Source organism: Peribacillus loiseleuriae (genome assembly GCF_001183985.1).
Lineage (GTDB): Bacteria > Bacillota > Bacilli > Bacillales > DSM-1321 > Peribacillus > Peribacillus loiseleuriae.
On sequence record NZ_LFZW01000001.1, the window covers coordinates 719,655 to 735,759 of the forward strand.

The following is a 16,105-nucleotide window of genomic DNA, read 5'->3' on the forward strand; positions in this document are numbered from 1 at the left end:
TCAATCTTCGGGTCATTCCAGGGCTCAGATTCTGAAAGAATGTTTTATTTACTATTTGAATTAATAATCTTGTAGTAAGAGCTTACTGTTATAAAATAATAAATCATATATAACGGTATATGCGCCTACGGTTAGGATAATAGGTAATGTTAAGTTAGCTCTAAGGAGTCTTGATAGAAGCGTTGAAGCATCAGGCTGTGCATGATCTCAAAAACAAGTGGCAGCCACTTAGTATGGAAATGGTTGCCAAGGTATAGGCACTTGCTTTTATTCTGTATAACAACTGGGAAGTTCCTATCATATTTATGCCTTTATAATATCTTCTCTTATTTTTCCTCGAAAGTTTAATGATTAAAAGGATTAATGAAGAAAAAAGCATAAAGGTTCCGATTACCGTGAGAGCCAACGTTATAATTACGGCAAAGAAGGTAAAGCTTGATATACTCTTTGGATAGATCCAGTAGCCTCCGCCAATCAATAAAACAGAGACGATTGAAAGAATTACGGAAGTCTTTGGGTGCTCGTTCACCTTGTCTTTCTGCTTTAAAAAGCTCGATAAGCTTAAATCGATAGATAAGCCTGTAACCGTGAATGGATGTAATCAAGAATAATATGATAAATACGACAGCAGTATTTAAAACGGCCTTTGAAGGAATCATAAATTAAATATTGGATGAAAATTCTATAAGCCTGATCAAAATCATGATAAAAAGTTTTGAAGCGATTCTAATAAAAAACCATTTGCGGATTTATACGCAAATGGTCTAGTTCTGTTTTCATAAAAAAGGTAGAATTTCCCCCATACATTGACTATCTTAGATTTTTATTCTCGCTTTTTGGCGAACTACTCTCTATCAATGTCTTTATCATGCATTTAAAGCTTAAATTGATGAACTAATCCATTAAGTTTTTCAGCTAATTTCGCAAGGTCATTAGAACTATTGGCTACTTCTTCCATTGAGCTGCTTATTTGTTGAGACGAGGCAGAGGTTTGTTCTACGCCTGCAGCTGACTCTTCAGAAATAGCTGCAATTTCTGAGATAGATCCATTCATTTTTTCACTGTTTGATGCAATGCTTGATAGGTTCTCAGATACTGTTTTAATACTGTTCGCCATTTCTGTTACTGCTGAGTTTATTCCAGCAAAGGTTTCTCGAGTTGTCTCTATTTGGATTGTTCCTTGTTTAACTTCCTTATATCCATCTTGTAATGATTCTGTTACTAAACTGGATTCATCTTGTATACTAGCGACAATGTCAGTAATATCTGTTACAGATGTAGACACTTGTTCAGCGAGCTTTCTGACTTCATCTGCAACTACGGCAAAACCTCTGCCATGTTCGCCTGCTCTTGCAGCTTCAATTGCAGCATTTAGAGCTAGGAGATTCGTCTGGTCAGCGATTTCCTGAATAACAGAGACCAATTTCGATATTTCATGTGACTTAACGTCTAAACCTTGCACTTTTTGAACGGACTCTTGCACGATTTGGTCAATCTTCACCATTTGCTTATTAGATGATTCCATTAAACGACTGCCTTCACTAGTCATTTGGAAAACTTCATTTGAGGCCTTTTGGATGCTCTCTCCAATTGCATTAGCTTCTTGAACGGAAGTTGAAAATAATCCCATAAGGGAGGCCAGTTCACTGGCAGTTCTGGCTTCTGATTCTGTACCAGCGACCAAATCTTGCATAGTAGTTGCAATTTGTTGAGAACCAGCGTTCACTTCATTTGTTGATTGAGTTAACTCTTCACTTTGGCCTGCAATGGATCCAGAGACGACGTTTATTTCACTTAGTAATTCACGAATAGTATGATTCATTTCGTTTGTTGCAACAACAAGCTGACCTACCTCGTCTTGTGATTTTGTTGCTAATGGTTTATTGCTTAGATCACCATTTGCAATTAACTTCATGCGCTCCATCACTTTTATTATTGGTTTTGCAATAATATTGGAAGTAATCAGTGCGGCAGCTATACTAACTACAATAGCCAAAATAGTTACTATCGTGGCTATAAATAGTGTTTTTTTTCCATTTTCAATAATTTTTCTTTCTGTTTCATTAATCGAATCTTGACTTTTACTAGCCAGCTCTTCATATCCGGCCATTAATTCACGTACAACCTGGTCTTTTTCAGCTAGATTGTGTCGGGCCAATTCTTTATTTCCTTTGTCATACTCTTCGAATACTTCTTTTGCAACAAACGTTCGCCACTCTACAGTTTTGTTGATAAGATTGTCAAATTCCTCGGAAGCTCCTATCTCTCTAACAATGGCTTCATTACGTTTACCCTCTTCAGTATACTCGTTAAATAGGTCTTTATAGTCGCCGCCATATAACACATAACCACGGGCTGTTGAGATTCGATTAGCCATTGTTTTAGCCATTTGCTCATTAGCAATTAAAAGTGGAAGCTCTTTCTCTACAATATTTTTAGCTTCCTCATTACTCTTATTGATTACCGAATAATTATAAATCCCAAATAAAACGATAAGAAAAATTACTAATGAAAACCCAAATAACATTTTCGTTTTTATACTTCTAAAATTAAATTGTTTCTTCACTTCTTACACCCAATTTCTTATAATTTACATTCTAAAGTTGCTCAAAATTGACTGATTTACCAGTTTTAATTTATTTCTCCCTTTAAAGTTTTACCTTACCTTTTATACAATAAATCAGCTGAAAAAATGGAAATGCTTTCTACTCTAATTAAACATTTTATGGACAAAAATTTCTAACCTCCATCTTCAGTATTTAATAATTTTTTACATAAAAAAAGGGAACCTAAAGAAACTAGGTTCACTTTTGGCTAGAGTTATTCGTGGGCTAGCTATCATAGCAGAAATGCGTTAGATTCGTAGCTTAGCGACCTAATTTTTCACCAATTTTGTTTGCCTTTATCGAGAAACTATTGTAATAGGGATATTATAACAAGTTTCGACAAAATAACAATGTATTCAACAAAAATAGACAATTTTCATATATCTTTTTTCCTGCATCTTCAGTATTAACTTGATTTATCAATGCTGTTCTGGAAGTAAAACAAAGATTTAAACTCCACCTGTATCACTAAAGAAGGAAGCGGTGGGCTTCGAGTGAAAATGAGTCAAGGGGACAATTGTCCCTGGTTAATGAATCAAAATAAGAAGAGGTTTTCAAGAATTGGCTAAGGATGCGGTCATCAATGATGAAAAATGCATGCGAAATTATATATAATATCTGTCAAATATGACCATAGTCAACTACCGACATCACATGGGAATTTACCTATTAACTCTATAAATGTTGGACAAGAAATAAATCAAAGATAGGAAAAAAGAATGGATTGTACAAACTCATTACTGAGAATCAAAAAATGATAGTATGCGTCAGATTGCAATTCGCTTTGATTCACCTCTACAAGAAAGTGAACATGTTTATTTACACGGGCTCAATATGACAGTTACCCTTTTCAGTATGATGCAACTCATGATGTATGGTTTCAACCGACGTTCTTTACGAGAAAAAAAGTGTGTGGCTATTATCAATATGACATTAATCAAACGGTCGTAGGCTTAACAAACGCCGGGATCCGTTTACTAGTTTTATTAGATTCCTGTTCATAAAGCCAAGCATATAGACCGAACTTATCTTGGTCGTTATTAAGGGTATCCACCACACCATCTAAAGTTTTCAGGTGGATTCTGCACTTAGTTAAAATCTCTTTTAGTTTATAAGCGAATGGTACATTCCTTGCTAACCGAGAAAGTTCTTTTGCTAAGATTAAATCAAATTTTTGATCTTTGGCATCTTGAATTAACTGATTAAGCCCTTTTCTAATATTCTTCGTACCACTTTCAATTTCTTGTAAATATCATATAATTGTTCCGTTATGAGGATGCCCGCTCAGTAGTTTATGTGGAAGCTATTGTTGGATCTCACCTTCACAGAACTTGACAAAAAAAGTCGAAACATGTAAAGTATTGTAGTTGCTTTTGGGATTCTACTTTAAATCCATCCTCTTTCAATCGTTGATTGCTCTTATTCACTTATTCTTTATTTCCTAGATGAATCCAATATGGATAATTTTTAGATAATGGACTCCTTTACCATCCATTTAAGTTACACAAAACCATCGTCGGTAAGCATTACCGCAAAAACATTTCCTCGGTTGTTTTTATACATCCTACCAATATAAGTTTCTAAAAATTTGAGAAGCTAGGGATATCCGTAATCGTTAATTTAAGGTGTTTGACCTTCAATTTTCTACCCTTTCTTCATTTGGATTATTTAAAAAATCTTTTTCTCCGTCTTAGATTAATGTTGGTAAGACGCGACGATTCAATGTCAGGAAAAAAGAATTTGAGCAGAATAAACTCTATTCTTGATAGACCAATTAAATATATTGCCAGCCGGCATGGAAAAGGAATAAGCAATGGAACGTGTGAACGCGCCATTTTATTTTTTCTAGCAGGTGCGTGGCAAAGGGACATTCTCATTGCTTTTCCTAGCTTCACCATTCAATGAATAGTATGGTGAAATGATTTTTGGAAAAGAGGTTGGGTTAATGAATATAAAAAATATTAATAAAGCTAGAATGGGTATAGGCCTAGGGGCTACTTCAGCTATTGCTTGGGGAGTAGATACAGTAATCATTGGCATTATAATAGCAAGTACACCTTTTAAAGAGGCTGTTGTGCTTGCTCCAATTATAGCCGCTTTCTTGCATGACTTTTTCTCTGCCCTATGGGTATCTTTATTTATGATTGTAAAAGGTGAATTTATAAATGTATTAAAGCTGTTGAAAACTAAGAGCGGTGTGATTTTAGTTTTAGGAGCAGTGTCGGGTGGACCATTGGCCATGACCTTTTATTTTCTTGGTATTCAATATGTAGGAGCAACTTATGCTGCAAGTATTGCTTCCATATTCCCTGGGATCGGTGCTGTGCTTGCTTTCACTTTTTTGAAGGAAAAAATGAACGGAAAAACTTGGTTCGGCGTTGTTTTAAGTATCACAGGAGTGACTATATTAGCCTATATGCCATCCAATTTTGACGTCAATAGTCATTTTTTCATCGGAATATTGTTCTCATTAGGTGCAGCCATATTTTGGGGACTTGAAGGTGTGATTGGTGCTTGGGGAATGAGAGGAAAAGAAGTCGTTCCTTTATATGCAATTAATATAAGACAGTTGACCTCTGCACTTTGTTATGGAATATTAATTGTACCATTTATGCATGGATTTCCTTTAGCATTCCAAGCGGTGTCATCTAATATAGTATGGCTGATTATCATAGCAGGTTTATTAGGATTTGCCAACTATTCTTTATACTACATGTCAATGAATTTAATCGGTGCTGCTAGGGGTCAATCACTTAATAATACTTATGTTTTTTGGGCAATAGTAACTGAAATAATATTTATAGGTACCCCTATTAGCTTACAATTTGTTATAGGAGCGGTAATCGTACTTTTAGGTTCTATCCTTGTTTCAGGGAACGTAAAAGAGTCAAAAAAATTGACGAAAGTACCTGATAAAGAAACGTTAGGGACAACACCCCGGAATTAGGAAAAAGAGATAGGATAAATAGAATTTTTCTTTAAGATCTTAGAGCAGTATCAGAAGTTTGATTTCAAACATATGGGTTTAAACGAGCATTCGACAATGGTAAAGGGGTAATGGATTTAATAGTTTCCCTACTTCAGTCAACTATTCAAAACAATTAAGGTTATTAGATCTTATGTTATTGTGTAGTTTGAAAGCATATGTTACGTGTATGGAGTATTGCAAAAGTAATTTATAAATGATTTGGTTCATTTTATAATTTGGAATCAGTTTTAATACGATAAAATAATCCCCTTTAAATAGATCTTTCGTATCTTGTCTTCGTGATTCAGGCTATCTTGATTGCCACTTCCTATTAGTTCAAGTAGTTACGGTGAACCGTAACATATAAAATTTAAATAACATACACCACTACATCTCACTCATTTATCTATAATGACTATTGTCAGCACACTACACATGTGGAGTGCTGTGTGTCGCTCGTAAGGGATTAGTAGTTAAGATCCACATTTACCTGTAGATTGAAGCCCGAATATATTTAGTATTCGGGCTTCTGTGTTTGTGGTGGCCAAACGGGTAGAACGAAAGAAGTGGAGGCTAGGGGGCCCCCCGCAAAATCTTGGGAAATATCTTCGAAGCAAGACGCCACATTGTGGTGTAAGAAAACGGCGTCTGAATCTACCGCTGAATCTGCAACGGCGAATCTGCTTCATTACCCGTTCCCTTCTTCTTGTTTAGAACTTGGGTTTGCACGTTAATGAACCGTCCGGGGGTGGACGGTTTTTCTTACGTTCAAAAAAGGACCTCATCGTGATGCATGTGTTGTTCAACGCCTCGCAGATATTTGCAGGGTACATATTCCTTTAATAATGATATTATTTAGATAATTAGCGTACTTATTGCGCTCTTGTAGATTGGGGTTGGGTTCATAATGAGGGGTATTCACCGAATCGGTTCGCGTACGATCTTGCTTCAAATAGCTGCTGCCGTTGTTATTGGTTTGGTTGCAAGCTATGCCGTCATCTCTGCACCGGCACCCTCTGAGTTCCAAAGTGAAGAAGGCATTCTGGATTTAACGCAGGTTCATGTCAGTGAGAATCCGATAAAGTTAAAAGGGGAGTGGGCGTTCTACTGGCAAGAGCTGCTGTCGCCTGAGGACATACAGATTCGTTCTACAAGGGACGGAAATAATGACCGTTGGATCAGCATCCCGGGCTCCTGGCTAGGCTATCGGTTAGATGGTCAGCAGCTGAACGGTACAGGCTTTGCAACCTTTCGGGTGGTCATCCAACTTAGCGAGAAGGATAGGAATGAGCGGCTTGCTCTGCGGCTGCCTACCATTTTTCATGCGTATAAATTATGGGTTAATGGCGAGCTGCTAGCAGAAGTCGGTGTGGTTGGTCAGGACAAGGGCAGCGTGACCCCGCATCTGGCAACGAAGCTGGTGTTCTTCCAGCCCGAGAATGACAGGGTGGAGCTGGTTATGCAAGTAGCTAACTTCCATCATAAGCGAGGTGGCATCACCAAGTATATAGAGCTGGGCGGCAGTGATGTGTTAACGGTCAGGACAAATTTGAAAATCGCTGCTGAAATGTTCATCACCGCAAGCCTGCTGGTGATTGGTATGTATCACCTGCTGTTGTTTGTGCTGCGACGCAAAGACAGGGCTCCATTGTATTTTGGTCTGTTCACCGCGTTGTCCGGTATCCGATCCTTGCTGGTCGGCGAGCTCTTGCTCACACAATTGTGGCCAGCATTTCCATGGGGATTGCAGTTCAAGATCGAGTACCTGATTCTTTGCAGCATTGGTTATATCATCACGATGTACTTTGATAGCATTTTTCCGAATTATGTGTCGCGTTGGTTTCATCTTGGCACGCGGATCGTTACCGGCGCATTCTGTATCGTTGTTGTGGTGACCCCTGCACTTCTATATACCAAAATGTTACTGATGATCGGTGTGATGGTTGTTCTGCATATGGTTTATCTGATGGTTGGGCTGGTCAAAGCGGCTCTGTGGCGTATGGAGGGAGCGCTAATCTTCCTGTTGGTGTCGGTGGTTGGTTTAGTTACTGTCGTCAACGATTTTTTATATTACAATGGATGGTCACGAATCGAAAATACATCTCCGCTTGGTCTGTTGGTGTTTACGATCGCACAGATGATTCTGCTTTCTTCAAGATTTACGAGGGCGGCATCGAACGAAGAGAGAATTGCACTTGAGCTGCAGGACGCTAACAACAAGCTGACTGAAATGAATATGAGTTTGGAACGGACCGTGCAGGAACGCACACAGGCCTTATCCGCAGCTCATGATGATCTCCGCACTTCGTATGACCGATTGCTTCACTCCGAGCAAGGGAGAAAAAAGCTTCTTGCCTATATTACGCATGATCTGCGTATGCCGCTGTCCAGCATGCTTGGTTATGTAGAAGCTGTGCAGGACAGGGTCAAGCCGGAACGTAATGAACAGTATCTGAAGTATATCCGGGATAACACGATAAGGATTAACCGCATGATCGAGGAGTTGTCCTTCTTGTCGCATTTGGAGACAGGACAAGTCTCGTACCGAATGGAGCCGGTTCATGTGATTCACTTCTTGCGTGGTTTTTTTGAACAATATGAGCTGGTTGTGCGTGACGCAGGGTTAGATTTCATGCTGGATATCGGAGATGCGGAAGATCAACGACCTAACTTGCCTGTTGTCGAGATGGATGCGCAAAGATTAGAGCAGGCTTTGTTTAATTTAGTGTCGAACGCGATGAAGTTCACCTCTAGGGGTGGGCTGGTGCGTATTGCGCTAGCTGTGGACGAGGTGAATCATACCCGCTATGCAATCATTAGCGTACAAGATTCTGGCACGGGTATTCCTCCAGATCAGCTCAAGCAAATCTTCGATCGCAATTACAAGTATGATCGACCGGGCGTGGAGAAGGGAGTAGAGGGCAGCGGGCTCGGGCTGGCGATTTGCAGGGAAATCGTACAAGCGCATGGAGGGACGGTTCGAGCGGAGAGCGACGGCAAGACGGGGTCGATATTCCATGTATCGCTTCCTTGTATTGTAGAAGGAAGGTGAAGGTGTAATGGAAACGCACAAAATTATGATTGTCGATGATGATCCCCATATATGCGAAATTGTTCAGGTGTATTGCGAGAGGGAGGGTTTCATATCCTCCTACAGTCATAGCGGGACAGAAGCCATGGAGCTGCTTGCGTCTTTCGAGCCGGATTTGATTGTACTGGATGTACTGCTGGCTAATGAAAATGGCATTGATTGGTGCATGAACGCACGTAGCTACACGAATGCGCCGATTGTGTTTCTGAGCAGCTGTGAGGAAGACGAGGTGAAAATCAGCGCATTATCCTATGGCGGCGACGATTATGTGACCAAGCCGTTCAGTCCTGGAGTACTCATGGCCAAGATCAAGGCTCACCTTCGCAGAGTGTCGACGGGCAGAAGGGAACAACTGCTGGAGTTACCGGGTTTGACGCTAGATTTCTACGCACAGTCCGTCAACATGGGTAGTGAAACCATCTTTTTATCGAAAAAAGAGTTCAGTCTACTGTCCTATATGGCACAAAACGTTAATCGTGTCGTAAGTGTCGATACGTTGTTTCAGCTCATCTGGGGAATGGAGAGTCTGGAGGATACGAGAACGGTTGCTGTACACATCAGTAATTTACGCAAAAAAATCGAGGCTGACCCTGCCAATCCTGAGAGAATCATTACGATTCGGGGGGCCGGATATATGCTGGTTGCCAGAAGTTCGTTTAAAGCGCGAACATAGCGTTAAGGTTGGTAATGTGACAACGACTGCCGCTAACACACTACACCATTATTGTGGGTTCATTTAATCTACGATATGATGAGACTCTGACCTTAAGTCAAATGGAAATGGACTTTGGTCTAAAAGCAACGATACTATTTGAACAGGTTTATCGAGCGTATCGCATGAACTGACCCAATAAAGTTAGACAAATATTTTAAGCAGCCTCTAAGATCTGAGTTCGGTATTCTACCGGGCTCAGGTCTTCTAGTTTTGCCTTCATGCGCTTATGGTGGTAATACTCGATATATTCTTCTAATTCCTTTTCAAAGTGCGCCATGCTTTCAAACTCTTGTAAATAAAGCAGTTCAGACTTTAATAAGCCAAAGAAATTTTCGATGACTGCATTATCCAAGCAGTTGCCCTTACGGGACATACTTTGCGTTATCTGGTGCTCTTGTAATGTTTTTTGATATTTTCTCATCTGATAATGCCAGCCTTGATCAGAATGAAGAATGACTTCATCTCCTGGTTGAAGGCGCTGCACAGCTTCGTCTAACATATCACCTACAAGTTGATAGACCGGGCGATTCATGACTTTATATGCGAGGATTTCACTATTACACAAATCAAGAACAGGTGACAAATAACGTTTTTCTCCAAAGAGATGGAATTCAGTTACGTCTGTTACCCATTTTTGATTCATTTTATCTGCCTTAAAATCACGTTGTAATACATTAGGAGCGATATTTCCGATGTTTCCTTTATAAGAACGATACTTCTTCATACGGACCATACATTTTAAGCCGATTTCATTCATCAAGCGATTAATGGTCTTTGGATCATGCGTAAAACCGCATTTCTTTAGTTCTTTTGTGATGCGACGGTAACCATATCGACCCTTATGTTCGTGAAAAATCTGCTTGATCGCTTCTTTAACCGATTCATATTTATCGATTGGATCCAATCGGTTTTCCCAGTAGTAATATGTGCTGCGTGGAATGCCCGCGACTTTAACTAAATCCACGATCTCGTATTGTTCCTTTAGTTCAAAAATTACTTGCGCTTTGATTTTATTTGTAATTTTTCTTGTAACTGAACTAAAGTGTTTAACTTTTTTAAATAAGCATTTTCCATTTCCAGATGCTTGATTTTCGCTTGTAAGGCTTCTACCGAGACTTCAGCTTGGATTGGTTTTTGTGATTCAATGTTCTTCGTTTCTTTTTTCATGGATGGACGCCCCTTTTTCTTCGGTTCTAGTGCGTCCAATCCTCCTGTCTTAAGCAACTGCTCCCACTGATAAACGGTACTAGGGGAAGTAATATTAAATGTGCTTGCCGTTTCTCGAGGAGACGCACCTGTTTCGTTCATAAAATTGAGTACGTCTAGTTTAAACTCAGATGAGTAGCTTGTATAGCCTTTCTTAAAACCTTTTTCTCCTTGTGCTTCAAATAATTTCACCCAAGTAATGACCAGAGATTTAGCTGCGCCAATACTTTCTGCAATGGTTTTATAGCTTTCTTTTCCAGATAAATAGCGTTCCACCGCTTGTAATTTAACTTCTACTGTATATTTAGACATAAAAACACCCCGCAAATGTTAGTTGGTGTCTAACATTTGCGGGTCAGTTCAAAACTAGGGTCTCTTCCAAATAATCTAATATTAACGAAGAAGTTGTAGAACTCCCTGAGGCTGCTGGTTTGCTTGAGCCAACATTGCTTGTGCTGCTTGTGAAAGGATTGAGTTCTTAGTTTGTTCCATCATTTCTTTCGCCATCGTGCGAAACATTTACTTTCATAAATGACTAGACTATATCTTCACCCTCTAATTTCTTAGTAGGGGTCGGGAACTTCGGATTCACAATGCTGATGTACATTGCTTCACCTACGGATTTCATCACCATAGCATTCGCCTTAGATGGTCTATCCTAGTCGTTGAACCTTCTCCACTCTTTCGAGACAGGAGCTTGGCTGCTGATTGCCCAATCTCGCTTCTTTTCAACCATTCACGCTTGCCGTTTCCAGCTACGTTGTAGGGAAGTGAGTTTTAGAGGTTTCCAGCAATTCACCCGATTATAATCCAAGCCGTTACCAGCCAGGACGACTGTGCTTATTCCTGCAATTAAGCAGCTTCAGCATAATCTACGTCACGGATACGAGATTCCGCAGCAGTTAGGTTTTCAGAAGATGCATTTAGATTGTTGATCGTATGATCTAAACGGTTTTGGAATGCACCTAATTTAGAACGCTCAGTAGATACTTTTTCAATTGCATTATTAATTACCTTGATTGCTGCAGTAGCATTTTCATTTGTACTTATATCTAATGCAGCTTCTCCGACTGTTCCATCTGTTACATCACTTGTAGACGTAAATTTCGCTGTATAATCAGTCCCATTATCGTTTACCGTAATTGAACCATTAACACCACCAACAATATCTAATGCCGATGAGCGCATATCGTTGATACCTAAACTCATTTTTTGATTTGTGTTGGCTCCAATTTGTAAATTAGCAGTAAAGCCTGTTGACTCAATAGTACTAAAATCTGCAGTAAGAGGTGCTTCACCATTTGCAGCTACTTTTTGTTCTAATTTTAATGTATCACCAGTAACTGTTACATTATAATTTGCTTTTAAAGCTTGTAATGCTGCTGAACTGTTAGAATCTGCATTTATAATTTGATTTTTCAATTCTTCAGCAACCTGTTTTGCTGTACCATTTTGACCAGCTAATGTAATTTCAGCATTACCAATTTTCACTTTTGACCCTACATCAAGTGCTTCTGCTTTAATTTCATAAGATTGTGGGACTGCAGCACCATTTAATCGATTATCTGCATTTTTACCAATTTTAATATCAGCAGTTGTAAGGTTCGTTCCACTTGCTGTTCTTTCTGTAAATTGCAGCGTGTCGCCAGTTACTTCAACAGCGTATTTTGCTTGTAAGTCCCGTAAATTTTGTGAGCTAGTACTAGTTGCATTAGTGATGGCATCTGCGATATTTTGAGCAGTAGCACTTTCCGTTGCTCCTACTACAAAATCACCAGTTAATCCAGCTGATGCATTTGCACCGCCTGCCAACAATAACGTGTCACCAATTTTTAACACATCACCATTAGCAAGGTTATCTGTAATTTTAAATTCACTTACGCCTTTAACATCACCAACATTAGCAGCAGTAACTGTTGGAGCAGTAGTTGATCCACTAGCCGCTTTTTCTGTCAATACAACACGATTGTCACTAAAGAATTGTGAATCTGCTTTAGTTGCAGTATATTTACTATTCACATCTGCATTAATTGCAGCATTTAAAGCGTCGATTGAAGCGGATGTATCCGCACCAATTACAAATTCATTAGCCCCTGCTGCGCCGAGAGCACCAGAACCTTTACCTGTTTCGATTGCTGTGTACTTTGTTCCACCAATATCTACAGAGTCGCCTACAGAGAAGTTTTTATTGACATCAAAGTTATATTCACCCTTAACTGCAGCTTGATTAGCTACATCAATACCAACTACATCTGCCATTGTATCTCCACTAGCTGTTTTTTCTTGAAGTACAATCGTATCTAAATCTGTTGCTAAACCAGTTCCTGCAATACCGGCTCCACCAACATTTTGGTTTACTGCATCAAATTTACCACTCAAATCAGTATTAGCATTAATAGCTGCTAATAAGTTGTCAGCTGTCTCATTGATATCTGCACCCACTACAAATCCAGTACCATCAGTCGTTCCACCTGCAGCTCTTACTTCAAAATCTTGTCCTGCAATTGTTATCTTTTGCCCTACTTCAAAATTATTTGCAATCTCAAATTTATATTGACCTACCTGAGGTAGAGCTTTATCTACAACGACACCTGTAGTGTAATCAGCTTTATTAACATCAATTGAAGCTACATTTTGTGTAATTGTGATACTATTTGTATCTGCCCCCCATGCTGGACTACCTACAGTTGCAGTATAATCAGCACTTACAGTTGCATTAGCGTTAAGTGCTGACATTAAGTTATTTACAGTTCCTTCGATATCTGCACCGATATTAAACTCAGTACCACTAGCAGCACCTGAAGTTTTTGCTGTAAACGTCTGACCACCTATTGTAATTGTATCTCCATCAGTAAACTGACTTTTCACTTCAAAAGTGTATACTGCTTTTTCTGTACCAGTACCTGCAGTTGCTTCATGAGCAGCATTAATAGCCCCTGTACCACCTGCATTACTTACTTTCACTTCAGTTAAATCTGATCCGATTGCTCCAGCAGTTGCTGCTAATTTACTATCAGTTGTTGTATTTACCGTTCCTAAGCTCAATGAACCTGCTTTTACGCTTGTTTTAGTTTCTGATACATTACTGAGTGCACCTGTTCCAGCTCCAGCACTAATATCCAACGTATCTGTTCCAGTTTTACCTGTTGATGCAAAAGGAGTTGTAGTAACTGCTAAGTTACCAGTACTTGTTGTTTTTGATCCACCATCAAGTAGTTTTTGCGTGTTAAACTCCGTTGTATTACCAATACGGTTAATTTCAGAAGTTAACTGGTTCATTTCTTTTTGAATTTCATCACGGTCACCCGTTGTATTCGTATCGTTCGCTGATTGAGTAGCTAATTCACGCATACGTTGAAGGATGCTGTGTGTTTCACTTAATGCTCCTTCTGCTGTTTGAATCAGAGAGATACCATCTTGAGCATTTTTACTAGCTTGACCCAACCCGCGAATCTGTCCACGCATTTTCTCAGAAATTGCAAGACCAGCTGCATCGTCCCCAGCTTTGTTAATACGAAGACCTGAAGCCAATTTCTCCATTGATTTTGATTGATTCGTAGTTGCACTGTTCAACTGACGGTGTGTGTTAAGTGCTGCAATGTTGTGGTTAATTCTCATTTCTCATTACCTCCATGTGGTGTGTTTTAGGATGCCTATCCGTTTGCATCCTTTGTAGCGCATACCCTGTACTCACAAATCATTGATGGATTGCGCGCTAATCCAAAACAAGGATTTGTAAGTCAAATTGTTATCTTCCTTGACTTCACCACTCGTCCTTAAGTGGCGGGGGCCTAGACCTGGACCTAGACCTTTTTTGTCATTTCTAAGGCCATATTGTTTTCTTCCCATAACTCTCCACGAACAATAGAAATATGCTTCGGTGCTTCAATCGCTAAGCGTAAATGGCCTTCATCGCTTCTAATGACCTTTACGATAATGTTGTTGTCAATCATTATATATTCCCCAGGTCTTCTCCCTAACACGAGCATTGGCTCATCCCCTTATCCGGTTTATTAAATGTACATAAAAAAATGAGCAAACAGGTCGCTGCCCTTCTTCCTCCTGAAGAATGACGGCGACTTATTTGCTCATCCTAAGTCTCATAATTATTTTATAAATTATCCAATTGTTAAAAAAATACAATTAAACAGTAAAAAAGACGAATAAATAGACATCAGTTTCAAGTATTCCTCCTTGAAACTACATGCGTATTTACTCGTCCATGAGTAATCAGATATGTGATTAATTTATGTATCGACAATTTACTTGAAGTGTTTAGCCTTTTGGAGAAATCTTTTTTTTGAAGTTGAGGGAGTTTCATAATTCGAGAGCCTTACTAGGTTTGAGTTTTTTACGCATGAAAAAAGGAGTACTTCTCCAAATCTCGAAGTGTTAAGTACACCTAATACACACCTGAGAAAAGATAGGAAGGACTCCAGATATAGTAGTATTCAACAGGAAAGCCTGTTTTCCTTGGAAAATTTATTAGAGATGCCGCTTAGGGAGGCCCAAGGTTACCTGTTCGAAATATTAGGGAGTACTCCATTCTTACGAATTGTATCGAGGAAGGCATTTCTAGGGCACCGATACAACTCAATTACGCAGTTATGCTACAATCGCTATTCATTCGAATTGTGGAGCGCATTTCAACGATTAAGGGTCTCTGGAATCGATTGAAGAGAAGTGTAGAATCCAGCTTGGATTGTGGCTTTACTGGTTCTAATCGAATTCCAAGTGGAGCATCTTATACTCGGCTCATTCAAAAAATACAGGAATCCAAGGTGTTCCGAAACGAAAGCTTGCATTAAAAACCGAGATACATGTGCTTATTCTTGATTAAGCAATTCTCCGCGAACGATAGAGATATCTTTTGGCGCTTCAATAGCCAAACGTAAGTGCCCCTCTTCACTTTTAATTACCTTTATGATAATTTTATCGTTGATCACTATGTATTGTCCGGGTTTTCTTCCAACGACTAGCATCAGACTCACTCCTTTACTGTGAAGGATCTTTATGTGATTTGAACATCTTTTACGAGAATTGAACCCTTTGCAGATCCATCCAACAGCTGTTTCTCCGCAGAGAGGGTCCAGCTCAGTAGCAACGCTAATAACAAGCTAACCCTTCACCTTTTCATAGCGTTCTTCCTCCTTGTATATTATCATGGTAGATTAGCCCATTAATGAAACTTAAAGAAAACTTTAAGTTCGCGCTCGAGATAAAGTATGCCAAAGAAACAGATTACAAAGATAATTGGCTGTAAGAACGTTGATTCGATGCGATATTAAGCGACTGTAACAGATGCCGCGGCAAAACGGTAGCTTCCCGCACTCCACACATGTGGAGTGTGTATCACAACGATTGAAGTAAATAATTATTTTATAAGGCCCAGTTTAACTACTGGCCTTTTTGGTCGTTTAAATAAAACCATAAATTTACAACTACAAAGGATTCTACTATCTGGATCTATCGAAGAAATCTACTAAACTTCGGGGAGTGACAGGCACTTATTTTAATTT

At 39.3% G+C, this 16,105-nt stretch carries 8 protein-coding genes and 3 pseudogenes; 3 read left to right on the forward strand and 8 right to left on the reverse strand.

Annotation, left to right across the window (positions count from 1 at the left end):
* Positions 1–874: 874 nt before the first annotated feature.
* Together AC625_RS03255 and AC625_RS25345 are read right to left on the reverse strand one after the other, a co-directional pair.
* Entirely contained in the window at positions 875–2,566 is a 1,692-nt protein-coding gene (locus AC625_RS03255) for a methyl-accepting chemotaxis protein (protein WP_049679974.1), read from the reverse strand.
* Positions 2,567–3,543: 977 nt separating this feature from the next.
* A complete protein-coding gene (locus tag AC625_RS25345; protein WP_082190928.1) occupies positions 3,544–3,846 on the reverse strand; it encodes a recombinase family protein in 303 nt (100 codons plus the stop codon).
* Between the two features lie 705 nt (positions 3,847–4,551).
* Here AC625_RS25345 and AC625_RS03260 point away from each other — a divergent pair.
* The 3 genes from AC625_RS03260 to AC625_RS03270 all read left to right on the forward strand — a co-directional run bounded on the left by AC625_RS03260 (position 4,552) and on the right by AC625_RS03270 (position 9,338).
* Positions 4,552–5,553 carry a DMT family transporter gene (locus AC625_RS03260; protein WP_049679975.1) on the forward strand — a complete coding sequence of 334 codons (1,002 nt, stop codon included), beginning with the start codon at positions 4,552–4,554 and terminating at the stop codon, positions 5,551–5,553.
* Positions 5,554–6,481: 928 nt separating this feature from the next.
* Positions 6,482–8,626: a sensor histidine kinase gene (locus tag AC625_RS03265; protein WP_049679976.1), complete on the forward strand. Its 2,145-nt coding sequence runs from the start codon at positions 6,482–6,484 to the stop codon at positions 8,624–8,626.
* A 7-nt stretch (positions 8,627–8,633) separates the two neighbouring features.
* Positions 8,634–9,338, forward strand: a complete 705-nt coding sequence (locus AC625_RS03270) for a response regulator transcription factor (RefSeq protein WP_049679977.1) — start codon at positions 8,634–8,636, stop codon at positions 9,336–9,338.
* A gap of 196 nt (positions 9,339–9,534) precedes the next feature.
* Here AC625_RS03270 and AC625_RS25350 read toward each other — a convergent pair.
* The 6 genes and pseudogenes from AC625_RS25350 to AC625_RS03305 all read right to left on the reverse strand — a co-directional run bounded on the left by AC625_RS25350 (position 9,535) and on the right by AC625_RS03305 (position 15,568).
* A protein-coding gene (locus AC625_RS25350; RefSeq protein WP_156187401.1) for an IS3 family transposase occupies positions 9,535–10,898 on the reverse strand; the annotation gives its coding sequence in 2 pieces (ribosomal slippage) (positions 9,535–10,403 and positions 10,403–10,898; 1,365 coding nt in all).
* Positions 10,899–10,979: 81 nt separating this feature from the next.
* Positions 10,980–11,093 (reverse strand): annotated as a pseudogene (locus AC625_RS03285) (flagellin); the annotation flags it as partial.
* 345 nt (positions 11,094–11,438) lie between these two features.
* Positions 11,439–11,618, reverse strand: a pseudogene (locus tag AC625_RS28720) (flagellin); the annotation flags it as partial.
* 2,172 nt (positions 11,619–13,790) lie between these two features.
* Positions 13,791–14,204: pseudogene (locus AC625_RS28725) on the reverse strand (flagellin N-terminal helical domain-containing protein); the annotation flags it as partial.
* A 185-nt stretch (positions 14,205–14,389) separates the two neighbouring features.
* A complete protein-coding gene (locus tag AC625_RS03300) occupies positions 14,390–14,575 on the reverse strand; it encodes a carbon storage regulator (RefSeq protein ID WP_049679981.1) in 186 nt (61 codons plus the stop codon).
* 837 nt (positions 14,576–15,412) lie between these two features.
* Positions 15,413–15,568 carry a carbon storage regulator gene (locus AC625_RS03305; RefSeq protein ID WP_049679982.1) on the reverse strand — a complete coding sequence of 52 codons (156 nt, stop codon included), beginning with the start codon at positions 15,566–15,568 and terminating at the stop codon, positions 15,413–15,415.
* Positions 15,569–16,105: the final 537 nt, after the last annotated feature.